The 21,773-nt window shown below is 53.2% G+C and carries 24 protein-coding genes and 4 pseudogenes; 15 read left to right on the forward strand and 13 right to left on the reverse strand.

The window, feature by feature from the left end:
- Positions 1–18 precede the first annotated feature (18 nt).
- The 3 genes from KTT_RS24895 to KTT_RS24905 all read left to right on the forward strand — a co-directional run bounded on the left by KTT_RS24895 (position 19) and on the right by KTT_RS24905 (position 2,503).
- Entirely contained in the window at positions 19–1,107 is a 1,089-nt protein-coding gene (locus KTT_RS24895) for an enolase C-terminal domain-like protein (RefSeq protein WP_126599883.1), read from the forward strand.
- A 77-nt stretch (positions 1,108–1,184) separates the two neighbouring features.
- Positions 1,185–2,240 carry a D-cysteine desulfhydrase family protein gene (locus KTT_RS24900; RefSeq protein ID WP_126599886.1) on the forward strand — a complete coding sequence of 352 codons (1,056 nt, stop codon included), beginning with the start codon at positions 1,185–1,187 and terminating at the stop codon, positions 2,238–2,240.
- A 17-nt stretch (positions 2,241–2,257) separates the two neighbouring features.
- Entirely contained in the window at positions 2,258–2,503 is a 246-nt protein-coding gene (locus KTT_RS24905) for a hypothetical protein (RefSeq protein WP_126599888.1), read from the forward strand.
- Positions 2,504–2,545: 42 nt separating this feature from the next.
- Here KTT_RS24905 and KTT_RS37215 read toward each other — a convergent pair whose 3' ends face one another.
- Entirely contained in the window at positions 2,546–2,827 is a 282-nt protein-coding gene (locus KTT_RS37215; protein WP_235845861.1) for a hypothetical protein, read from the reverse strand.
- Between the two features lie 28 nt (positions 2,828–2,855).
- Between KTT_RS37215 and KTT_RS24910 the strand changes: the two genes are divergently transcribed.
- The 3 genes from KTT_RS24910 to KTT_RS24925 all read left to right on the forward strand — a co-directional run bounded on the left by KTT_RS24910 (position 2,856) and on the right by KTT_RS24925 (position 6,308).
- Positions 2,856–4,361 (forward strand): hypothetical protein, encoded by a 1,506-nt coding sequence (locus KTT_RS24910; protein WP_235845862.1) that lies wholly within the window; start codon positions 2,856–2,858, stop codon positions 4,359–4,361.
- Positions 4,362–4,718: 357 nt separating this feature from the next.
- Complete coding sequence (locus KTT_RS24915; RefSeq protein WP_126599890.1) at positions 4,719–5,192, forward strand: DinB family protein; 474 nt, start codon at positions 4,719–4,721, stop codon at positions 5,190–5,192.
- 324 nt (positions 5,193–5,516) lie between these two features.
- Complete coding sequence (locus tag KTT_RS24925; RefSeq protein WP_126599892.1) at positions 5,517–6,308, forward strand: IS6 family transposase; 792 nt, start codon at positions 5,517–5,519, stop codon at positions 6,306–6,308.
- A 417-nt stretch (positions 6,309–6,725) separates the two neighbouring features.
- Here the strand turns inward: KTT_RS24925 and KTT_RS24930 are convergent, their stop codons facing one another.
- On the reverse strand, positions 6,726–7,922 hold the full coding sequence (locus tag KTT_RS24930; protein WP_371864939.1) for an epoxide hydrolase family protein: 1,197 nt from the start codon (positions 7,920–7,922) through the stop codon (positions 6,726–6,728).
- 129 nt (positions 7,923–8,051) lie between these two features.
- Here KTT_RS24930 and KTT_RS24935 point away from each other — a divergent pair, with 129 nt between their 5' ends.
- Positions 8,052–8,708, forward strand: coding sequence for a CGNR zinc finger domain-containing protein (locus KTT_RS24935; protein WP_126599897.1), 657 nt, complete (start codon positions 8,052–8,054; stop codon positions 8,706–8,708).
- A 261-nt stretch (positions 8,709–8,969) separates the two neighbouring features.
- Here the strand turns inward: KTT_RS24935 and KTT_RS24940 are convergent, their stop codons facing one another.
- Positions 8,970–9,839, reverse strand: a complete 870-nt coding sequence (locus tag KTT_RS24940; protein WP_160146122.1) for an ISNCY family transposase — start codon at positions 9,837–9,839, stop codon at positions 8,970–8,972.
- A gap of 418 nt (positions 9,840–10,257) precedes the next feature.
- Positions 10,258–10,380 (reverse strand): annotated as a pseudogene (locus KTT_RS37765) (transposase); the annotation flags it as partial.
- A gap of 26 nt (positions 10,381–10,406) precedes the next feature.
- On the opposite strand from KTT_RS37765, the gene KTT_RS37770 reads away from it, so the two are divergent.
- Positions 10,407–10,691 carry a DUF5372 family protein gene (locus tag KTT_RS37770; RefSeq protein ID WP_160146124.1) on the forward strand — a complete coding sequence of 95 codons (285 nt, stop codon included), beginning with the start codon at positions 10,407–10,409 and terminating at the stop codon, positions 10,689–10,691.
- A gap of 161 nt (positions 10,692–10,852) precedes the next feature.
- Here the strand turns inward: KTT_RS37770 and KTT_RS24955 are convergent, their stop codons facing one another.
- The 3 genes and pseudogenes from KTT_RS24955 to KTT_RS24965 all read right to left on the reverse strand — a co-directional run bounded on the left by KTT_RS24955 (position 10,853) and on the right by KTT_RS24965 (position 12,356).
- Positions 10,853–11,074 carry a hypothetical protein gene (locus tag KTT_RS24955; RefSeq protein WP_126599905.1) on the reverse strand — a complete coding sequence of 74 codons (222 nt, stop codon included), beginning with the start codon at positions 11,072–11,074 and terminating at the stop codon, positions 10,853–10,855.
- A gap of 12 nt (positions 11,075–11,086) precedes the next feature.
- Entirely contained in the window at positions 11,087–11,497 is a 411-nt protein-coding gene (locus KTT_RS24960; RefSeq protein ID WP_126599907.1) for a hypothetical protein, read from the reverse strand.
- A gap of 70 nt (positions 11,498–11,567) precedes the next feature.
- A pseudogene (locus KTT_RS24965) lies at positions 11,568–12,356 on the reverse strand (SDR family NAD(P)-dependent oxidoreductase).
- 124 nt (positions 12,357–12,480) lie between these two features.
- On the opposite strand from KTT_RS24965, the gene KTT_RS24970 reads away from it, so the two are divergent.
- The 3 genes from KTT_RS24970 (at position 12,481) to folE (ending at position 15,449) form a co-directional block, all read left to right on the forward strand.
- Positions 12,481–13,395, forward strand: coding sequence for a LysR family transcriptional regulator (locus KTT_RS24970; protein WP_126599909.1), 915 nt, complete (start codon positions 12,481–12,483; stop codon positions 13,393–13,395).
- A gap of 338 nt (positions 13,396–13,733) precedes the next feature.
- Positions 13,734–14,495: a kanamycin nucleotidyltransferase C-terminal domain-containing protein gene (locus tag KTT_RS24975; protein ID WP_126599911.1), complete on the forward strand. Its 762-nt coding sequence runs from the start codon at positions 13,734–13,736 to the stop codon at positions 14,493–14,495.
- Positions 14,496–14,627: 132 nt separating this feature from the next.
- Positions 14,628–15,449 (forward strand): GTP cyclohydrolase I, encoded by an 822-nt coding sequence (gene folE / locus KTT_RS37995; RefSeq protein ID WP_126599913.1) that lies wholly within the window; start codon positions 14,628–14,630, stop codon positions 15,447–15,449.
- A gap of 162 nt (positions 15,450–15,611) precedes the next feature.
- Here the strand turns inward: folE and KTT_RS24985 are convergent, their stop codons facing one another.
- A complete protein-coding gene (locus KTT_RS24985) occupies positions 15,612–16,502 on the reverse strand; it encodes an alpha/beta fold hydrolase (protein WP_126599915.1) in 891 nt (296 codons plus the stop codon).
- A 316-nt stretch (positions 16,503–16,818) separates the two neighbouring features.
- Here KTT_RS24985 and KTT_RS24990 point away from each other — a divergent pair, with 316 nt between their 5' ends.
- Positions 16,819–17,292, forward strand: a complete 474-nt coding sequence (locus KTT_RS24990; RefSeq protein WP_126599917.1) for a MarR family winged helix-turn-helix transcriptional regulator — start codon at positions 16,819–16,821, stop codon at positions 17,290–17,292.
- Positions 17,293–17,652: 360 nt separating this feature from the next.
- Here KTT_RS24990 and KTT_RS37225 read toward each other — a convergent pair whose 3' ends face one another.
- Both KTT_RS37225 and KTT_RS37570 read right to left on the reverse strand, forming a co-directional pair.
- The gene (locus KTT_RS37225; RefSeq protein WP_235845864.1) at positions 17,653–17,985 is read right to left on the reverse strand and encodes a transposase; all 333 of its coding nucleotides are present in this window, start codon (positions 17,983–17,985) and stop codon (positions 17,653–17,655) included.
- A gap of 142 nt (positions 17,986–18,127) precedes the next feature.
- Positions 18,128–18,415 (reverse strand): annotated as a pseudogene (locus KTT_RS37570) (helix-turn-helix domain-containing protein); the annotation flags it as partial.
- 300 nt (positions 18,416–18,715) lie between these two features.
- Here KTT_RS37570 and KTT_RS25000 point away from each other — a divergent pair.
- The 3 genes from KTT_RS25000 (at position 18,716) to KTT_RS25010 (ending at position 20,469) form a co-directional block, all read left to right on the forward strand.
- On the forward strand, positions 18,716–18,958 hold the full coding sequence (locus KTT_RS25000) for a hypothetical protein (protein ID WP_126599921.1): 243 nt from the start codon (positions 18,716–18,718) through the stop codon (positions 18,956–18,958).
- A gap of 256 nt (positions 18,959–19,214) precedes the next feature.
- On the forward strand, positions 19,215–19,484 hold the full coding sequence (locus KTT_RS25005; RefSeq protein ID WP_126599923.1) for a hypothetical protein: 270 nt from the start codon (positions 19,215–19,217) through the stop codon (positions 19,482–19,484).
- Between the two features lie 703 nt (positions 19,485–20,187).
- On the forward strand, positions 20,188–20,469 hold the full coding sequence (locus KTT_RS25010) for a helix-turn-helix domain-containing protein (protein ID WP_126599925.1): 282 nt from the start codon (positions 20,188–20,190) through the stop codon (positions 20,467–20,469).
- An 89-nt stretch (positions 20,470–20,558) separates the two neighbouring features.
- Here the strand turns inward: KTT_RS25010 and KTT_RS25015 are convergent, their stop codons facing one another.
- The 3 genes and pseudogenes from KTT_RS25015 to KTT_RS37935 form a co-directional block, all read right to left on the reverse strand.
- Entirely contained in the window at positions 20,559–20,966 is a 408-nt protein-coding gene (locus KTT_RS25015) for a nuclear transport factor 2 family protein (RefSeq protein WP_160146125.1), read from the reverse strand.
- A 181-nt stretch (positions 20,967–21,147) separates the two neighbouring features.
- Positions 21,148–21,528 (reverse strand): transposase, encoded by a 381-nt coding sequence (locus tag KTT_RS25020; protein WP_235845865.1) that lies wholly within the window; start codon positions 21,526–21,528, stop codon positions 21,148–21,150.
- Between the two features lie 107 nt (positions 21,529–21,635).
- A pseudogene (locus KTT_RS37935) lies at positions 21,636–21,722 on the reverse strand (IS6 family transposase); the annotation flags it as partial.
- Positions 21,723–21,773 lie beyond the last annotated feature (51 nt).

Here is a 21,773-nt window from a genome sequence, read left to right on the forward strand (position 1 = left end):
CGAAAGGAGCTGCTTCTCATGGACAGCACTGCCCGCTTGACCATCCGAGCGATCCGCGCTCGCGGACTCAATCTGACGCTTGACCGTTCTATCCAGACAGCGAGTGGAGTCATGAACACCACGCCGCTAGTCCTGGTTGATCTCTCGACCCAGGAAGGCATCACCGGCCACAGCTATATACGCTGCTACACACCAGGAGCCCTCCAACCGCTGGTCCAGCTCATCGCCAATCTTGAGGAGCTGCTCAGAGACGAGGCTGCCGCACCGATTCCTGTCGAACAGAAACTCCAGCGGCACTTTCGTCTCCTGGGTCCACAGGGCTTGACAGCTATGGCTATGGGGGGCATCGACATGGCGCTCTGGGATGCGCGTGCCAGGGCATGTGGAGTACCGCTCGTGACGTTGCTGGGCGGTGAGCCCAGGCCGATTCCGGCCTATGCCAGCCTGCGAACGATGAGTCCGCAGGGGGCTACGGCAGAAGCTGAGAAATTGCTTGCCCTCGGTTTCACCGCGCTCAAAATCAAGATTGGATGGGGCGATCTCGCGGAGGATCTTGCTACGATCCGCGCGGTACGGCGAACCGTCGGCACCGGGATCAAGCTGATGGTTGATTACAATCAGAGCCTCTCAGTGGCGGAGGCAGTTGAGTGGATACGCGTGCTCGACGAAGAACAGCTTTTCTGGATTGAGGAGCCCACCCGAGCCGATAACTTCAAGGGGCACGCCTCGATCGCAGCAGCAGCCCGTACCGCGATCCAACTCGGTGAAAATTGGTGGGGACCACACGATATGGCAAAAAGCATCGCGGCGCACGCCTCCGATTATGTCATGCTTGACGTGATGAAACTGGGAGGGGTGACGGGCTGGCTTCGTGCAGCAGCCCTGGCCGAGAGCGTGGGTCTGCTTGCTTCCAGTCATACCTTCCCTGAGTTCAGCGCTCATCTGCTCGGCGTCACGCCAACCTGCCAGTGGCTCGAATATCTGGACCACGCCGGTCCCATTCTGAGGGAACCAATACACATCAAGGATGGGTATGCAATGATTCCTGATCGTCCCGGCTGCGGTCTGGAGTGGAACGAGGACGCACTTCAGCGCTGGCTGGCATGACCCTCGATCCATCGCTTTTTATCCATTGTCCGTTCAGTTTTTCACCTCTGAACCGCTTCTTCTGAAAGGCAGAATCTATGCTGGATATCCTCCTGGCAACACCTCGTATCCGCCTTGCGGAACTACCGACGCCAGTACAGTATTGTCCGCGCCTCACAGCGTATCTTCAAGGACCGCGCATTTACGTGAAACGTGATGACTTAACCGGCCTGGGGCTGGGAGGCAACAAAGTACGCAAACTGGAGTTTGTTCTGGCCGAAGCGCTCTCGCAAGGGGCAGACACGATTGTTTCGGCTGGTGTGGTGCAATCGAACGCAGTGCGCCAGATTGCTGCGGCTACGGCGAAATGGGGGCTCGACTTTCATGCAGCTATCATCACCGATCGTGTTCCCAACGTCGATCCGGACTACCCGGACAGCGGCAATATGCTCCTGGATGCGCTTTTCGGAATGAAAGCCTATCCCTGCTCGATCCAAGAGGATCGCGTTGTCGTCATGCAAGGCATTGCAGACAAGCTCCGACAACAAGGTAAGAAACCCTTCATCATTCCCTATGGGGTCTCCAATGTTCTGGGAGCGCTTGGATATGTCAACTGTGTGCTGGAATTGGCCACGCAGATGCAGTCGCACGCACTCTCTTTCAACGCGATCGTCCACGCCAGCGGAAGCAGTGGCACGCAAGCCGGTTTAGTCGTTGGCACCGCCATATTACTGCCGACAGTACGCATCCTTGGGGTTGACATCGACGCAGATCCCGAGCGGGTGCGCCGAGATGTAGTACATCTTTCACATGAGCTTGCAGCCTTTCTCCGTCAGAAGCCAGAGGAGCTTGATCAGCGCATTGAGATCATCGCAGGGTATGCCGGGCCAGGGTATGGAGTCCCAACCCCAGAGATGGTCGAAGCGGTTTCGCTGTTTGCTCGGCTTGAGGGCATTCTGCTTGATCCGGTCTATGCGGGCAAGGGAGCTGCGGGGTTAATTGGTTTAGTGCGTCAGGGCCGTTTCTCAAAAGAGGACACGCTTCTCTTTCTCCACACAGGTGGAACCCCCGCGCTCTATGCGTATCGCTCTGCGTTTGCTCAACATCTTGCGGCTCTCTCTTCCGCTCGTTCTTCTTCCCACCGTGACATCTAAGATAGTGTCAGACGCCCATGCCAGAGCAGCAACGAGGTTTGGCATCCGAGATCATGGGCTTCATGATGATCGCCGGAAGTATTGTCGGTGTGGTTGCGGCTGGCCTTTTCGTCAACGCAACCCTCCCACTTCCCCTCTATCGGCAAGGGTTATGGAGCGGCTCTGTCAGAACTGAGGTCGCAGAAAATCTTATCGAACAAATGAATTGCTCACCACTCGCTCGTTTAACCCACGACATGCTCAATGAGTTCGCACCTTTGTAGCGGATAGGCAGAGAAATGTGCCTCCTTGAAAAGGAAAACCAATCACATCTCTTCAAGGAGGCCGACATGAGTAGTATCGCCGATGGATCGGTCTGTATCCAGACCTCTGCGGAAGCGCAGGCTGCAACCCCATCGTGGTTGGGTGAAGTGGCTCTGGTCGCTTCCCACCTGCAGAAGCAAGAAATCTTCAACAAGATTAATGAGCGCGTACGTTTTGCGCGACGACGGTTCGGACGCTACGACGTCCTTGATTTTCTCGCCGTGCTCTTCGGCTATGCGATCAGCGGTGAGCGGACCCTGGAGGCATTCTACGAAGCCGTGCATCCCTTTGCGATCCCCTTCATGGCCCTGTTTGGACGCGCCAGCTTGCCTGGCGGCCTCGACGCTCAGTCGCTTTTTAGCGGCGCTCCCCGCCGAACCGGTCGAAGCCCTACGGACACTCTTTCTGGAAGATTTGCTGGCCCGCTGCCTTTCCACAGAAGAGCAGGACGTCGGACTGTGGGATCGGCAGGGAAATCGCTGGCTCGTCTTTGATGTAGATGGAACGCGAGAAGCGGCGCGGCAGCGGGCGCTCCCCCAGACGCCGGATCGACCTGCTCCCCAGAGGCGCTTGCGCCCCCTCTGCGCACCTGGCTACACCGGACGCAAACGGGGAGAGGCTGTTCGTACCCGTACGACGGTCTTGCAGATGCATACTCATCAGTGGGTGGCGAGTTTCGGCAACCCTGGGAATGGACAGTATCGTGAGGAACTGCGCCGAGCGAAGACTGCTGTCCAGATGTACGTGAAGGCCCACAACTTTCCCTCCGAGCGAACGCTGGTGCGCCTCGATGGCCAATATGGGACGCGAGCGGTCGTCGCCGATCTGGCTGATTGCTCGTATGTTACGCGCGGGAAAGATTACAGCCTCCTCGATCGCGCCGACGTCCAGGCGCGTTTGCACCTGCCTGCTGATCAGCACCTGAACAGCGCAGAAAGTGGGGTCTGCCGCGCGCTTTACGACTGTCCAGACCAGTGCCTGGGCGAGGACGGCCCACTCGTTCGCGTCATCGTGGCCACACACCCAGCCCCGACACGCGCGAAAAAGAAGCGCCAGGTCGGGCTTATCCGCAATGGAGTCGTCTATGAACTGTTCCTGACCAATCTGCCCCAGAGTGGCTTTACCGCCTCTGATGTGGTGTCTCTCTACCTGCACCGCGGCGCCTTTGAAACGGCGTTGGAAGATGAAGACATCGAGCAAGATCCGGACCGCTGGTGTAGTCACTCGGCCTGGGGACAGGAAGCCTGGCAAGTGATCTCGCAGTGGACCTGGAACCTCAGACTCGAACTGGGGCACAAGCTGCATCCTGAATCAGTGCGCACCACCGAGTTTGCGCCTGCTCTCCCGGAGCAGAATGCCCCCGCCTCACTTGCTGCCTCCACACTCGCTTCGGGGTACGCCCCACCTGCCACCGCGACGTCCTGGAAAGCTGGTCGCTTCACAGGAGCCGACTTCCCTCTCCAACCAGATGGGACCCTGCACTGTCCAGCAGGGAGCGCCCTGGTCCCTCATGAACAACGGCGAGAGCGTGATGGCAGTCTGCGGGTGGTCTATTCTGCCAGTATCCGCGACTGCCGTCCGTGTTCCTTGCGCGAGCAGTGCCAATGGAGTGGATGCGCAACAGCCAAACCGCGCCAAGTGAGCATCCTGCTTCATCCCTTGTCGGTGGGATCGGCTCCGCTGCTCTGGCGGGACTGGCCCCGACGCCATCAACGGCGGGCCTGTTTGCGTCTGCACCGCCAACGCCTGGACATTCCAGATAGGGCCAGTTCTTCCGCCCCCTCCGACCGCTCCCCCTCCGATCCTCTCTCGGGCTGAGCGTGCCCATTACCGCCTCTCATGGGATGAGCGCCTAGCTCGCAACACTCGTCCCAACACGGCTGGTCAGCTCACACTCAAGCTGTTCGGTATCCCGGTGGGCTTTGCCACCTGGCTGGGTCTTACCGTAGCATAGGGCGAACACCAGCAAAAACGGTTCTCAACAGGCTTCTTCTCTCGCTCTTTGTGAGTGACCTGTTGGCAGGGCTCGAGGCATGCCTCCTGCATGGAAACGCGTCTTCAGCCTGGCAAACCACCACGAGCCGGAGAGGCAGCGGGCAACAAGCGCATGCCCATCGCGATGAAAGGAAAGGATGTGTTACAATAGGGAGAGAACGAGAGAAAGGTGAACCACTCATGTCACAATCCCCATCCCGTGAGGCCATCCTCTTTTGCCGTTATATTTTGAGTTCGCTCGATCGCCTGGTGCACTGCCTTGATGGGCTGGACGAAACTCAGCTCAATTGGCATCCCCCTGTTCCGCATGCCAACAGCCTGTACGCCTTAGTTGCTCATACACTTGGCAATGCGGAAGAAAATCTCCTCTGGACGCTGTTTGACCAGCCGAGTCAGCGTAATCGCGAGCAGGAATTTCTGATGGAAGGCTCCTCCACAGATACCTTGATTCTCCGATGGAATGGCTTACGTGAACAATTGCAGCAGGCGCTTCTGAGCCTTTCCTCACAGGACTTAGCGCGGGAACATCTTCATCCCCGGCGTGGCTCGATCACCGGGCTGGATATCTTGATTGTGGTGGCAAGACATGCCGCTGAGCATTTGGGACAAGCAGAATTGACACGTGATCTTGCCCTAGCTGCAACTCCTCAGTAAAGCCCCTTGTGGCTCGTTCGTCGTTCCCATTTGGAGTGTGTTCTCGCCCGTGTCGCAGAGAATGGATGAAGACATCCCCAATCTCATTGCGCATGTCGTGGGTTTAACTATGAAGCTGCTTGTATCGCTATCTGGAGAGCAGTAAGACGCTGGAGAAAAGCCTGTCGCAGTTCCAGGAGAGAGACCGCTTCGCCTATAAGGTGAGGACGGAGATAATTGCGCAATTCTTCGAAGGCACAACAGAAGCGTGCTGCCGCTTCAATTGGGTTCTGTTGCAAAAAAAGAACCTCATCTGATAGGATAGAGCCAAAAACTGAAAAGAAGATGGTTCTCACCATGCAAAACGTGTTCAAATGGCGTCATTTCCAGGCCGACATCATTCTTTTGTGCGTCAGGTGGTATCTGCGCTATTCGCTCAGCTATCGTGACCTTGAAGAGATGATGATGGAACGGGGTCTGCACGTCGATCACACCACGATTTATCGCTGGATCCAACGCTACGCACCCGAACTGGAGAAACGCACCCGACCGCATCTCAAAGCCTGCAACAACTCCTGGAAAGTCGATGAGACGTATATCAAGGTTAGGAACGTTTGGATGTATCTCTACCGTGCCGTGGATTCAGACGGCAATACCCTCGAGTTTCTCTTGCGTCCAACGCGGGATGCCGAGTCCGCCAAGTGCTTTTTCGTCAAAGCGCTCGCATCGACTGCTCGATCAGCTTCTCAAGCATGTCCGATTTCAGAGCAGATGGCTCCACCTACGACTCCGACTGATACCACAATCATCACGTCAATTCCTCGCGTGATCAATGTCGACAAGAACGCGGCCTGTCCCAAAGCCATTGCTGAGCTCAAAGCCACTAGAATGCTGGCTCAGCATATGGGATTGAGGCAGGTCAAATATCTCAACAATCTCATCGAACAAGATCATCGCTTCCTCAAACGCTTGACCAAGCCAGGGATGGGCTTTTTCTCCTTCGAAACAGCCTGGCGAACCATCCAAGGATTTGAGGTAATGAACATGCTGAGAAAGGGGCAGGTACAAGGAGTGAACAAAGGAGATGTACAAGGACAGGCTACACTGGTCGCTAGACTCTTTGGCATTGTTGCCTAAGCTGAACATGGAGAGGCCTACCACGCTTATCTTGTTTCTTCTCATTTTTTGCAACACAGCCCTTCTGCGACCTCTAGCATGAGGTGTGTTGCGTTGTAAAAGGCATTCTGCGATGTTGGAACCGACTTTGCATAGCGAGCAGCCTCTTCCGAAGATTGGTAAGAGGCGATGACTGGTTGGCATTCGTTCTCTTCATGCGACATGTATTTTTCCCTGATCCTTTCTTCTTCCTTGCGTTGATAATGACCTGGATGATACTGTTGGTAGCCAATCAGGTGTCTTGATAAAGCCAAGCGATTCTACAAGCGACGCTCTTTATGGGACGGATTTACATTCATGCCTGCACCGTTTCGTCAGCGTCTTCGTCCTCCCTCCCGGAGGGTCATTGAGGGTACGTTTGCCTCGACCATCGAGTCCTTAACTGTTTCGTGGCATCGGAGAGATGGTCACATTTGTTTTTTCCGAGCGAAACGGACGAAAGAAAGCCCGGAGTTCCTCTGCTAACAATTCAGGCTCTTCCATTGCTGCGAAATGCCCCCCTCGTGGCATCATTGTCCAGCGTTGCACAAGTAGGAGGCGCTCCGCCCATTCGCGCGGAGGCAAGCTGATCTCTTTTGGGAAAAGGGCAATGCCTGCGGGAACAGAAATATGTTGCTCTGGTCGAAGCTTCGGCAAAGTATGAGCATTCTCGTAATACATGCGCACCGAGGAAGAAATGGTTTCCGTACTCCAATAGAGCATAATGTTTGTGAGTAACTCATCCTTGCTGAAACGCTGTTCCACCTCGCCATTGCAGTCGCTCCACGCGCGAAATTTTTCTATAATCCACGCCGCCAGGCCAACTGGTGAGTCATTCAAGCCATACGCCAGCGTTTGTGGTTTCGTTGAGTGCAACGCTGAATAGGCTCCTTCTTCCTGAGACCACTGCTGGACCACCTGCAAATAGTGCTGCTCCTCTTCCGACAGGTTGGGTTGCTCAGGGAGTGAGGCGTGCACGCTAAGGTAGGTAAGGTGAATACCTACGAGGAGTTCAGGATGAGCCAGAGCCAGGCGCTGGGTAACACCTGAACCAATGTCGCCACCAGCTGCAGCAAAATGAGAGTAGCCAAGCACATCTCGCATCAAACGGGCCCAGAGTTCAGCGGTTTGCATTGTTGCCATTCCGCGAACGGTAGGCCGGTCGGAGAAGCCAAATCCCGGCAGTGATGGCACAATCACATCGAACGCGTCAGTTGGATCTCCACCATGCTTTTCTGGATCAGTCAGGAGCGGAATTAGTTTGAACATCTCGAAAAACGACCCAGGCCAACCATGAGTAAGAAGAATGGGCAGCGGATTCTCTCCCCGGCCCCGCTCATGAATGAAGTGGATGCCTAAACCGTCAATGTGCTCACGAAAGTGGGCAAACTGGTTGAGCTTCTTCTCCTGAGCACGCCAGTCAAATTCATGTTGCCAATAGTCTACGAGGCTCTTCAAATAGTGTCGGTTGGTGCCATAGTCCCATCCGGCGTTTTCCACCTCATCAGGCCAGCGGGTGTACGCCAGGCGATCCTTCAAGTCATCAAGAATGGCTTGGGGTACATGTACGGTGAACGGGTGCTTTTCCACAATGATTTCCCTCTTGACAAATATGAGTAACTCTCTAAAATAGGTGTAGATAGTTACATTGTAAGAAATCATTGATAACTTGTCAAGTGCACTTTAGAGGGTTACAGCAACGAATAAGCAAAAGAGAGTGATGTGATGAACGCCAGAGAAACAACCATGGGGACCTTTTCATTCATTAGTGGGCACATGTGCCTGGATTTTGCCAACACGCTTGGCGGGCTACGCGGCGGAGTGACACGAGAATACTTATGTAGCTATGATGATTTTGTGGCCTGGAGTCAACAGGTCCATTCCATAACTGAAGAACATGCAATCAATCTTCTCCATGAAGCTGAGTTGCATCCTGACAAAGCCGTTGTAGTGCTCGAAAACGCTCGCATGCTTAGAGAAGTTATCTATCGTATTTTTGCCGCCGTTGCAACGGATATGCAGCCAACAGAGGCTGACCTGACTATCCTGAATGCCGAAATTGGCAAAGCTATGGCCGGTGGGCGCATCATTTCAGTCGCGGATGGTTTCAGGTGGGAGTGGCCAGGCGACTCGCGTGCGCTCGACCAGATGTTTGGGCCCATCATGCGATCAACTGCCGAACTCCTTACCTCTCCGGAACGAAGTTTGGTGCGCGAATGCGCGAGCACCACGTGCAGTTGGCTCTTTGTTGACCGTACAAAAAATCATCGTCGTCGCTGGTGTACAATGACAGGTTGTGGGAATGTCGCGAAAGTCCGCAGGTATCGCCAGCAACAGCGACAGCAGCCTGTGCGCGCTGGAGAACGAGATGGGAAGGGATAGTGAGACGCTATCGGGCAGGCCCGACAACCAGGACCACCACCCCTCGTCTTCGACCGCTTCCCGTCCTAGTACTCCTGCATCCCTCACTGCCGCGGGATGCACCCTTCGGGCGGCGATACCGTGAGCCAGGCTCCTGTGCATCGCTCACGACACCACAGCACGCTCCCTCCCCTCTCAACACCTGCCACAAGACGGCGAGAAAAAGAGAAAAGCTCTGTCAACGTCCATTGAAAATGTCATCCTTTCAGTTCATTGAAAATGTCATGAGCGAGAGGAAGCGCTGAAACGCTTTCTCCAGGGATGATCCGCTTTTGGTGACGGTCTTTGTGGTGATGGTGTGGCTCTCGCTTCCGTCTTCACTGTCCTGGAAGGCGCAGAAGCAACACGATCAGGGGGAGCAAGACGAGAAGGCACGGTTTGTCCTTGGAAAACGATTCGCAGATCTCCATTGAAGTGTTCATGCACCTGCACTCGACAGCGCACCCAACTCAGACGCTGATCAGTGGGCAAGAACTGGACCCGTTGCCCTTTGTAGGAAATAGTATTGTCATTGGTTACGGTGCGCTCTTCTTGCCAACAAAAACAGTCCTGGGGACGCAGAGCGTCCGGAAACGCTTGCCACGCCACCTCCGGTTCGGCCGCCGCGATGGCAAAGCGAGCGTTAAAGCGAGGAACAAACGCCTGCAGCACCGCATTGGCGTGCTCAATCGTGCAGGCGTTCTCCAGAGGCAATTCGCTCACCAACCGATCTTGGAACGTCCCCCAAAGCCGTTCGATGCGCCCCTTGGCCTGGGGAGAACGAGCAGCGATGGATGTACTGCGTAATTGCGTAAACAATCGTCCCAACTGCGTTGGCGTTTTCGTTCCCCGTAATTGTTCCTCGACGCTCTCGTCCTGACGAGCCTGCTGGCTGAGAGAAGGAAACATGGTATGACGATCATGATAGAACGCCAATGGGCACCCATAGCGCTCTACGATCTGTTCAATGATCTGAAAATAGCCGTACTGATCTTCTTGCTCACGAAAGATTGCTCCTACTACTTTGCCGGTGGCATCATCGATGCCACCCACCAGGCTCAACCGAGGCCCCCGATCTTCTAACCAGGCATGCGGACTCGCATCAATCTGCACCAGTTATCCTTCTTGCCGATATCGCGGCCGCCGCAAGCGGTGCTTGGGTTTGACGGCCGCTGTGGGTGTGTGCACTCCAGCCTGGGTTAAGATGCGTCGAAGACTACTGCGCGAAAGCATCACCCCTTCGCGTTCTTCAAGAAGGTCACGCTGGAATTGACCCGTTTTTGGAGGGAACCCGAACGGAAATGTCGGGTGAGGAAAATGCTAGAAAAATGATGAACACATTGGACTTCCCCCGTTTTTGTGGAGTCGAGGAAGAAAAGTGTGGTAGACTTCGACTCAGGAGGGTCCAATGGCCAAAAAGCAGCGCGTGTACACCGCAGAATTCAAACGTGCGACACGAGGCCGCTTGCGATGAGTGGGGAAAAAGACCTGTAAAGTACCCAGTAAAAGGGCTCTCCCGCAGAAATGGTGCTCAGCCATAACACGTGGTGTACCTGAGCACCCGTTGGCGTAAAAACTCAAAACTGCCGCGTCCATACATTGAGCGCTTGATGAGTTTCAGCCGATTCACCAAGCCCTCTGTGGGACCATTAGAACAAACTGTCAACTACACCTGATAACTTGAATAGTGAGCATCGCTTTACCATTACTCATCCATTTCATCCTCTCTGTGGACAATCCTTTCCTCTGCTCACACACCGAGTTGCCTGGGGAGAGGAACGTGTCTTCTTTTCTCATCCACAAACACAAGAGATGCGTTCTCTTCCCCTGGCTTGGACCAGTCTCGCCCTGCCCGATCCTTTTCTGCTTGTTGCCAATGGCAATGCTGTGCTACGTTTGAAAGATCTGCAACGGCTCGTGCAGCTCCTTAGACAGCAGCCAGATCACAGTCAGGAGGATCGCTGATATGGTTCATCAGGTGGCAGCCCATCATCTTAAGCGTCTCGCGTGTTTGTATGTTCGTCAAAGCACCCTCCAGCAGGTGTTTGAGAATACGGAAAGCACTGCTCGCCAATATGCGCTGCGTGAACGAGCTTTAGCATTAGCTCGACTTTGTACATTTCCAACTAAAAACAGGCGGCAAAGAGCAGCCGATCAAGCACGGATGACCCGAGCAGTCTGACAGCAGGGTCATGGGCAGCTGTCAGATTGATCTGCTGCTTCCAGATCTGCACACGAATGGAGGCCAACACATCATGGAAGGTCGCTTCTGATTTGTGGTACCAGGCCGTCTGCTCTGGCGTGATCGGCTCACGCTTCTGCAGATGCGTTCCCATTAAGGTGAGCAAACTGTAGGTGCCTCAGAGCAGCGGCGTGCTGCGCTCAATCGCGGTGTCGGACCACTGTCGTTGGGTTTGAAAGCCTAAATGGGCACGCGTTTGCTCAAAGGTGGTTTCAATGCTCCAGCGGAGCATAAAGGTAAGGATGATCGTGAGTGGGCTGACGTGCTGATCGGTAGACACCAACGCTTTGGGTTCCTGCTTGCCCTCTGGATCTCGAATGAGAACCCAGCGAATGGGCAAGGGAGGCTGTTTGGCTCGATGCCACCAGGACGTCCCACTGCACCACTGCATACGACGCCTTCCTTGCCCATACCAGGGGATCACCTGCTCTTCCCACTGCGTAGAGGGATCGCGCAGCACCTCGCTGAGCTTGGCTTGCCGTGCGTCGATATTGCCACTCGGGCTTACCGAGGAGCGGTATGACATCATCCACCGTTTATACTGAAGACGTCACAACAGTGAGGTAAGCCTCTACTGAAGTGTGACCTTTACGAAAAGATCAGATGGCTATAGTTCCTCCATCAACAGGGATTGTTACGCCATGAACATAGTTCGATTCATCACTGGCAAGGTAGATGGCTGCTCCAACTATATCGCCAGGCTGTGCTGCTCTCTTCGCCGGAAGTGCTTACGCCATTGACTCCACCATCGCTTCCATGCCTGCTGTGCCGGGCGTAATGGTTGCCGCTGGTGCAATAGCATTAATATTCACACCACTCGGACCAAACTCCGCTGCCCAGGCTTTCGTCAGCAGCGTGAGAGCGGCCTTCGATGAGCCATAAAGAGCCGCACCGGCTACTCCGATATGAGCACCTGCAGTCGTAATATTCACAACCTTTCCTGATCCTCGCTCTACCATTTGAGGAAGCAAGGCTGCCGACAGAAAAAAAGGACCTTTGAAATTCGTCATGATGACCGCACCAGGGGTTGCCTCATCCACCTCTTCTGTTGCAGCAAAAGGATATATTCCTGCATTACTTACCAGAATATCGACGAGACCAAACGTCTCGTATATCTCTTTCACCAGACGGTCGATAGCAGTTTTTGATGTCAGATCGGCGGCAAAAAATGCGGCAGATCCACCGGCACTTCGGATCGTCTCGACTACCTTCTTTCCACGTCGCTCATTCCGTCCCCCAATGACCACTTGTGCCCCTTCGCAGGCGAAGGCTTCAGCAATAGCCTGTCCAATTCCTGAGGTAGCTCCGGTAACGAGAGCTGCTTTCCCTTGTAAACGCATCGAAATATCCTTATTTGAGAGGCATTCAATGATGATTGTATGGTTCATCTATGCCCTGTACAATTGTATGAGCGTGAAAGAGTAGAGACTCACTCCTTACTTGTCAGAAGTATAACTGATCTGTTACAATGAACACAAATCACAGTTGTCATAAGTTATGAAAGATATTCATATGAACTTCTCACAACTCCAATGTTTTGTCGCTCTCGCTGAAACAGGAAGTTTCACGGAAGCGGCCTATAGTGTCAACCTGACGCAATCAGCCGTGAGCCATGCCCTCTCAACACTCGAAGGTGAGTTAGGCGTCATCCTCTTTGAACGCAGCCGCAGAGGCGGTGTTGCACTGACTCAGATCGGCGAGAAGATGCTTTCACACGTTCGTGTGATCCTCTCACAAACAGAGGCTATCAAGCAAGAAGCAAAAGAAGCGCATGGTGAGGCCGCCGGGAAACTGTGCCTGGGCAGTATCCCCTCTGTCTGCCCACGTTTGCTCGCTGGCGTACTCACGCGTTTTCGAGCCGAGTATCCAGATATCGAAGTGGTGCTCTTTGAAGGAAAGTTGGACGAGGTGTACGAATGGATTGTCAGCGGTACTGTTGATGTTGGGCTTGTTTTGCATCCCGCCAAAGAGATCAAAAGTGTGCAAATTAGCACGAGCGAACTCTATGTGATCGTCCCACCTGGCCATCGCCTGTATACGCAGGGAGCAGTGACGCTCAGAGAGTTGCGGGAAGAGCCATTTATCATGCCCAGAGTGGGATGCGCATTTCTGCAATTGGCAGGTCTTGAGTGGGGGAGGACTGGACCCACTATTCGCTACCATGCCAGTGATACGACCACCATTCTTGCTATGGTTCGTGAAGGGCTGGGTATCTCGCTGCTGCCTCGTATGATGCTTCCAGAAAAGATGGAGGGAATAGCTCTGATTCCACTCGCTCCCCCTCGTTATATGCAGCTTGGCTTTGCCATTAAATCGCAGGATTTGGCATCCCCAGGCGCAAAATGGTTTATGCAAACAGCATCGGCCTGGGCACAAGAACAGGCGTCTCTGTCCTCTTCAGCAATACCAAACAAGCTGTCTGTTTGAATAGATAGGCCAGAATAGTGGGCGCCTGCTTTTGAGGAAGAGGCGGGAAGATCTGCTCAAGAATTGCTTGCGTTATCACATCCACCGTCTCACGTAGGCTTTGTCAGAGGAGTGTTGAGCAGGAATCAGGCACAGAATGACTGAGCGCTCATGCCTGATGAGAGGCACGCGATAGATGAAAGTAAGCATGGGAACGTCTGTTTCACTATTTGAACAGGAAACAGGATGGAGTTAGCAGCACACTGGCATAAAGGCATTCGATTATTTCATGATTCTACGGTAATAAACGCGGACAGGGCAAACCCTATCCCTACGGAATTACCGTTAGGAGATAAAAGATGAATTATCCAAGAAAGAAAACGCGCGAAGAGCGATTAGAACTAGCTCAGGAAATATTAGTAAAATTACAAAGTAGATATAGTGAAGAATTGCTTGCAGTTGCAATTTCTGGTTCGATCAGCAGAGGTGAAGATAGAGATTTCTCTGATGTAGACATGGTTGCAATCGTTCAAGGTGAAAAGATAGCTTATGACTACAATGCTATTGTGAATGGACTAAAATATACTATTGATATATTCAGTCAGGATATTGTATTAAGCAAAATAACAAGCATTAATATACGGTGGCCTCTTCTCGTTGGTAAATTTGTGTCTGCTTTGCCTATTTATGATGATGGCCATTTATTTTTCTCCTTCAAAGCTATTTTTGATGAGGTAGTTACAAGAAATTTTGACCCCTATGTTAAACAGCTTTTTGTAGAGCAGATTTATGAAGAATGCAATAAATTTATCAACACTACATACTATGGCACAACAGAGCAAGTCAATTACAATGCGTATCACCTATTTACGAAAATGGTTTCCTTTCTTGGCCTCATAAATAAAACATTTTATACCAGTGCAATCTCTTTGCCAGAAAAAGCCATGAGCCTTCCAATAAATTTCTCTTCTTTTCAGGTACTTGGAAAAAGCATCACTACTACAACACAACAAGAAGTTGGCGAATTAAGAATTATTGTTCAAAATATGCTCAACGAAGTTATTGATTACTTGAAGAGCAGAAATATCGAGTTCGAAGAACAAGGAGTTTTTCTTACTTGATTCAACGATATTTGTAGCCACTGGAGCACAGAACACCGGTTCTCCCGCACAAATCGTGCTCAGCAATAACAGGAACTGCAACCGTCGTTCGTAGAAAGAGAGACATATTTTTACAGACAAGGATGTTTTCCAATGGTTGCTCTTCCTTTTTCACTTGCTGGTCTTCTGATCACGGATATTACTCCCACCAATAATCATATACGTGTTACAGCCACATCACAGCAGGCGACGGCGATCTGTCCCTTCTGCCAACACACTTCTTCTCGTGTTTATAGTTGGTATCAACGTTGTCCCTACGATCTTCCCATGAGCGGGAACGCAGTCCAACTAAGGTTACGCGTCCGACGCTTTCGTTGCCTCAATACCTTGTGCCCAAAGACCACATTTGCAGAACGATTATCCAACGTTGTTGCTTTTGCTTCGCGACACACCATGCGACTTACGACGTTGGTTGATGTGTTTGCACTTCTGGTTGGAGGCGAGCTTGGATCTCGACTCTTCTCGTATATGGGAATACAGATGAGTCCCGATACCATGGTACGTTACAGAACGACCGAGACCACCTTTAGCGCTGCCTCAACCGATCAGATCGTTTGCGTCTCAGGCATGCGTGTCTTCTCTCTCTGTGAGCATCACCTGTTGCCAATGTGGTGTGATGTCGCCATTGGCTATATTCCCAGCGATAAAGTGCTGGGGTTCTCAAAATTCGCGCGTATTACCCATCAGTTCACGCACCATCTGCAGATTCAAGAGCGGCTGGGTCAGCAGATCGCTGATGAGGTCAGTCGTATCACCGGCACCAATCATGTCGCAGTGATAATCAAAGGCGAACACCTGTGTATGTCGGCCAGAGGGATTCGTACCCCCGGCGTGATGGCATCATCCGTCATGCGCGGGTCCTTCCGTACCGACCGTGATCTGCGCGCCGAATTCATGCAGATGATCCAACCGTAAAGAGCTTCCCTGGCAATAAGACAGCCACCCGGCTCGCCGATTGCCATCACGATAAATAGGTTGCGGGAAATGAAGGCGACCCCTCCTCTATACCAGAGGAGGGACCGCTTGCTTTTACAACTGTCGTATTAAGGATTTGAAAGGAGCCAACTACACTTCGATTTACCCAGCTGTATCGATACTGTCGAAGAATTCGAGAAGAGCATCTGCAACCTTCTCGGGTGCCTCCAGAGCTGCATAGTGGCCGACGCCATCGAGGGAGATCGACCGGACCTTGCCCGATGCTACCTGGCTCATCGTTGCGAAGGTGAACTCACCGCCTCCGGCTCCGATTGCCAGCACAGGCATGCTCAGTTTGTGAGTGGCGACGAGCGCTGCAATGTCTGTGCCCTCCTGGAGCATCGACTGGTAGAGTCCAGCCGCTCCACGCCAGCCTGCGGGACGAGAGTAGGTGCGTACGAACTCGTCGATGTCAGCTTCGGTGATCGCTCCTGGTGTCACGCTCATGGCTGGGAATATGAATTGTCCAAAGAACTCGCGCTCACGGCCCCTGAGCAGCATCTCGGGAATATGTGGAGCAGCAAGAACGCCGATGTACCAGGTGCCCCCATGTGTGACATCGGCCAGCATCTCTAAGCCAAACCCGGGCAGGCCCATCTCGATTGCGGTAAAGCTGAGCACGTCTTCCGGGTGGGTGGCCGCGAGGCGGAAGACGGTCGCCCCACTGATGTCCTGGCCTGTGAGATGTACTGGACCAACGCCGAGCTCTTCGATGAGAAGGTGCAGGTCTTCGGCAGAGGTTTTGCTATCATACGTACCAGGTCCGTTATCAGAGTCACCGAAACCACGCAGATCGATAGCGAAGACACGGTGCTTCTCTGCTAGCAGTGGAAGAAGTTTGTGAAAAGTCCACCATGTTTCAGGAAAGCCATGTACGAGTAAGACTGGAGAGCCAGTAGTCCCCGCTGATACGTAGTGAAGCTGCGTTCCATTCACTTTTGCTTGATGATGCGAGATACCAGTCAGCACAGCACCTATTTTATTGTCACTCATAAATCTCCCCTATAGTTTAATTCGACAACCCGGTTGTCTACATACATTATAGACAACCGGGTTGTCGTTGTCAAACAGTATTGCTACGAGATACTGAACAGTCAGCTTCAAAACTTCTGGTGAAGGAGGAGAATGCCAACGATACATTCTCACGTGATGAGGGAGCTGATAGACAACACTATGCTGCAACGATATGTCAGGAAGTCCATAAAGCAACGAGCCTCGTGCGCAACAGATAGCGATAGGATTTGAGAAGAGTAATTTGGAATATGGCGGCCTTGACGATCTCCGTTCGCTATGCTACTATCGTTAAACTATGTCTCGATCAGGTGCTACTCTCACTCTGCTTTTAATTGGTGGTTATCGTTCACTGGTGGACGCTGCGCAAGTTGAGCTTGCCGCCCGCGGCTACGAGGATGTTCGTCCCGTTCACGACTTCGCAATTCGAGCCATTGCCTCAGGTGCTGACAACGCTTCAGAGTTAGGTCGGCGTCTAGCGGTCTCAAAACAAGCGGCGGCGAAAACCATTGGGATACTTGAAAAGCGCGGATACATTGTGCGTGAAGTAGATCCGGTAGACGCTCGCCGCAAACGCCTTTGTGTCACCGCACACGGATTCAACATGCTGCGAGAAGCTGAAGAGATCTTTGATGAGTTACGCAATACATGGGCTCGGCAGATCGGTATCGCTCAGATCGAGGAAATAGAGAAACACCTGGCAAAGCTGGTTGGCACTGATCCTCTTCGCCTCGATACCTCAGGATGGCTCGCACAAGACCTCGGCGAGTAGATTTAGCATATCATGTCTTTGGTGGAACTGGAAGCGCCTGCCCGCGCAAAAACCAGAGGCGCTCTACCAGGTATTTGATACTTTCTCATTGAGCGCCACAGGCGCGTGGTGCCCAGGGGTCGCAGACACCAAACCTACACTTTCATTCGCACGCTTGCACATTATAAAATTGACGTTTAAACTAATCAGTCCTATTGATCTCAGCATAAAAAGCTAAAGTGAGTAGCCAGCATGAACGAAACAGTGACGCAAGGTCTGCTTGCGATGCCGAAGGCGAGCAAGAGCCAGCAGCAAGGCAGAACTCAGCTCGGTGGAATCCTTGCAACACACATTCTTGCGTTCACGACGTGTGAGCAAATTCTACACCCCTTCCTGCGGTTTAAACTCGGGCGCATAGGCAGGCAAGCGTTCCAGGTGAAGGCGAGCTGCGGCTCCCTGCGCCAAGAAGTCTTTGACCGCTTGGCAGCGATGGATGCTCGATCCATCCCAGATCACCAGCAACTTCCCGGGAATCTGGCGCAGCAGGTGCTTCAGAAAACCGACCACATCCTCTCCTTTGTAGGAACGGGATTGCGTCTGCATAAAGAGACGTCCCTGCGGGGTAATCGCTCCAATAGCCGAGATATGATCGCGCGTCAGCGTCACTCGCAACACTGGTGTCTGGCCCACCGGAGCATAGGTGCGCACCGCCATCGGCAGCAGGTAGAAGCCCGACTCGTCTACAAAGACGATCTGCCGCTGTTCCTGCTCGGCTTTTTTTTAGTGCGGGCCACCGTTCGTCTGTCCAGGCGTTGATCGCCTCTTCATTGCGTTGGCTGGCGTGTTCCTCTGGTTTTTGGACACTGTGCTTGAGGCTCCTCAGGAGGCGACTGCAATGGGCAGGATGATAACTGACCCCAAAGTGCTGCTTGATGAGTACTGCCACACGGGCCGTGGTCCATACCTGGCCGCGGAACCCATAGTGCTCGGCCCCTTTGGCCAGCAGATCGGAAAGCTTCTTCGCTGTGCTTTTCATGGGCATGTCCTTAAGAAAAGGCATCCCTGCTGGATACACAGGGGTGATGAAGGCACCCAAAGGTATTGTGGGTGGATAGGCCAACGACCGTGGAGGCACCGCTCCCATCGACAGGCCAGGAGTCCCATACAGTCCCCATAGACGTATCAAGGGTCCCAAATGCCTCCCCCGCTGAGGTTATCAAGGGTCTATCCCCACCTTTTATCAAGGAGTCTGCGGCTGCTGTCCTGAGATAGCCGGTCTCAAGATGCCTATCCTCACATATCCTAATTCGCTCTGTTGGAGAATGCAAGCAGAGCAAGTAGACGCCTTCCTGGCATTTCGTTGAGCCAGTCACGCGGGCGATGCTGCCCTTGACCTGGGTAAGTCGAGCGCTCTGCGCCGAGAGTGAGCAGGGTTTCTGCATTGATGAGCGTTACCGAACCCCGGTCACTCTCGCTCTGCGAGTCTACCCACCCGGTCAAGGGTTGGGCCTGGCAGCATCGCTTGTTCCGCGCTCCCGGCATGAGCGGCGTTTCAACACCTTCACCAAGCCTCAAGCTCCAAGGATGCTTGATGAGCCTGGCGGCTCTCTTTTCCAGGATTACTACCGCTGATCTGCTACGAAGATTCCGCCTGTCCTTTTATCGGTTTAAGCATGGACGACTTTAGAACCTCATGCTGAGGTCAATAACACATACCTGAGGGATGATAAACAACCGCTCCCTCTTTCACAGCTCCGTAGGAGACTGATAGGAGCACATCGCGTCCCCCACAGGAGTTTCGTAGGAGTGAGCACCCTCACAGCGCCGTCCATGCAGGAGTCTGGGAAGAGTGTCGTATGCTGTGCTTAAAACACAACCACGATGGCTCGTTTTACGAACGTTTGTCTCATTGCAATCACACAGAAAAAAGAGAATGTTAGACCATGACAAAAACGCCACAACCACACAATCGATCATCTCACACCGCACTATCCAGCACCACATGCGCCCATCGGACGCAGAACACGCCTGCTTCTCCCACGACCAGCACACCCGTCACCCCAGAGGACACCGCACGCCTCATCCTGGTACGCTGTACCACCCTCATCTTGCTCCTCAGCCTTCCCTTGGCTGCCATTACCCATAACCTGACCGTCCTCCTCCCCAGTTCCCCACTCCTGCTCGTCTTCTCCTACTACTTCCGCAGAAAATAATGCGGGGGGCTGGCTGAAGGAGAGCTGTGTTCTCACAGAGGTGGGCCAGGAACAGCGTGGCTGGTTGGTACCACGCTGTTCCTGGCCCACCTCTCTCCCTCTTCCCACTCCCCTACCTCCCACACATCTACATAGACAAAAACTGTTCGATATCGTATAAATTTCCTCAGAAATGCCGCCCCAGTTCTCCACAGGTGCTATGTTTCCACACACCACCCTCCCCCGGTGGAGAGGCAACGCCGGGGAGCGCTGCGCCTGCCCGCTGTCGTTCACACCATACCCTCCCTCGCGTTGGTTCCCCTCTCTTGCGCAACACTCCCCACGTGGCCCCTTTTTGGTATCGCCACCATCACATCACGGGCAGGGTTCTGCTGGCCAGTCTGCAACGCCACCCTACGCTCTCGCTTTTTTGCCCCGTTCACCACCCTCGTGAATGCGTTCACATCCCCTCTCAGGCTCGTTCACCCACTCCCACCCGTGAACACCACCCGCTTCATCCACACGAAATGCCACTCCTACCCCCCGCAGGGAGTGAACCGGCGTCCTGAGCCAGGACACGAAACCGAGAGACACCAGCGGCAGATCCTGGCTGCCTCCCTCACCCGACACGGTAAAAACATGTTCGATATCGTCTCTGTTTTCTGAACGCGGGATTCCCCGGGCGTTCCTCCGGAGCACGAACAAGGCCACAAAGGACACACACATGTCACATCTCGATCGCGCTGGACACCGCGCCAGCCACGTTCCCTTTTTCCTCGCCGCCACACTCGCACGCGCTCAACAACGTCATGGCCTCTCCGATGAACAGCTCGCCGCGCTCCTGCATTGCTCGCTCGACAGCCTGGCGCATCTGCGCCACTGCCGTCTCCCAGCCACCGATCAGGAACTGGCCCCCATCGCACACCGCTTCCACGTCGACCAGGCCGCTCTCCACTCTCCTCTCCGACGCATCAGAGAACGTGAACGCGCATTGAACGCATGCTAAATACAAAACAAAGGCTGCCGATCACCTGATCAGCAGCCTTTGTTCTTCCTTCCTCATGAACTCTCGTATTGACGTATGGTTCTGTTGCATCAATATGTAGGTGATTGCTGAACGTTACTCTGATACAGCTTTCCCCAAACAATCTGCCCGCCTTGAATTTTCATGATGTTCACCCCTTGCATCATTTGCTTCACTCCGTCCGCCCGTGTTCCATGGAAGAACAATTCTGCCCATACACTATCTCCTTCTATCGCTTCGCTGAGGATCTCTACCCGGAAATCTGGCATGGTTGAGAAAAAGAAGCTCCAGTTCTTTCGTACACCTGCCTGACCGGTGAAGTTTCTTTCCGGGGAAAACGGCAGTTCACTCCGATAATCGGGTGCAAAATAGGTCACCATCGCTTCCAGATCGTGACGATTCGCAGCCTCTATCATGGATTCGAAGATTTCTTTCGGTTTCGAATGGATATATGTATTTTGTCTCTGTTGCTCTGACATCAGAATCCTCTCTTTTTTTGTTGACAGGGATCTATCCAGCTGACACAATCGGTGAGACCAAGAATGATAGCAGTGTCTCCTACCCGCCAGCCATGACGCCTGCGGTAACCAGACCAAGTGGCACCTACTAGTGGGCCATCCGGCAATTAAGTTGCGGAAAAGGTCGCTGCCCCAGATCCCCCTAAGCGCTGCAGACGAGCCCGTTCCCATCGTCTGCGGCGCTTGTGCCATTCCAGACAAAGGGGGTAGGATCAGCATTCCAGCCTCTCACGGTCTGCTCTAACCACTCAATAATCTGCTCGGGCGTCTGGGGATGCTGCCCAGAAAGTGTTCTCCCAACAATGATACGTTGCAGCGACTCGGCCATATTGAGCCAAGACCCACCAATCGGTGTATAAAGCGGCATGATCCCGTGGGCAAAGAGCCACTTCGTGATTTCATAGGAGCAGTGCCCCGCCAGATTATCCCAGACCAGAATCATGTGGATGGGGGGATAGACACCTTGCGGCGGATGTCCCAACCATGTTTCCCAGCGAGCCAGAGGCGGACGGGCTTGATCCATCGAGACGACAGGATGCTCGTGAACCCACTCTTCGAGCAAGGCTTTCGGTTGTGTTGCAAAAACGCCGAGAGGAATACAAGAAACGGGAGTTGCCCTGGCATATTCTTGAGTTTAGATCGAAGATACCAACGGACACAGAGCAACATAATCTCAACTTCAAAATGATGCCATTTGAATAGGGCTTGCGTGGTCATCTGACTTCTCTTCTCATCTTTTGATCTATCATATCTGATGAGTTGTATTAT

The sequence above is a fragment of the Dictyobacter aurantiacus genome (assembly GCF_003967515.1).
In the GTDB taxonomy this organism is placed as follows: domain Bacteria; phylum Chloroflexota; class Ktedonobacteria; order Ktedonobacterales; family Ktedonobacteraceae; genus Dictyobacter; species Dictyobacter aurantiacus.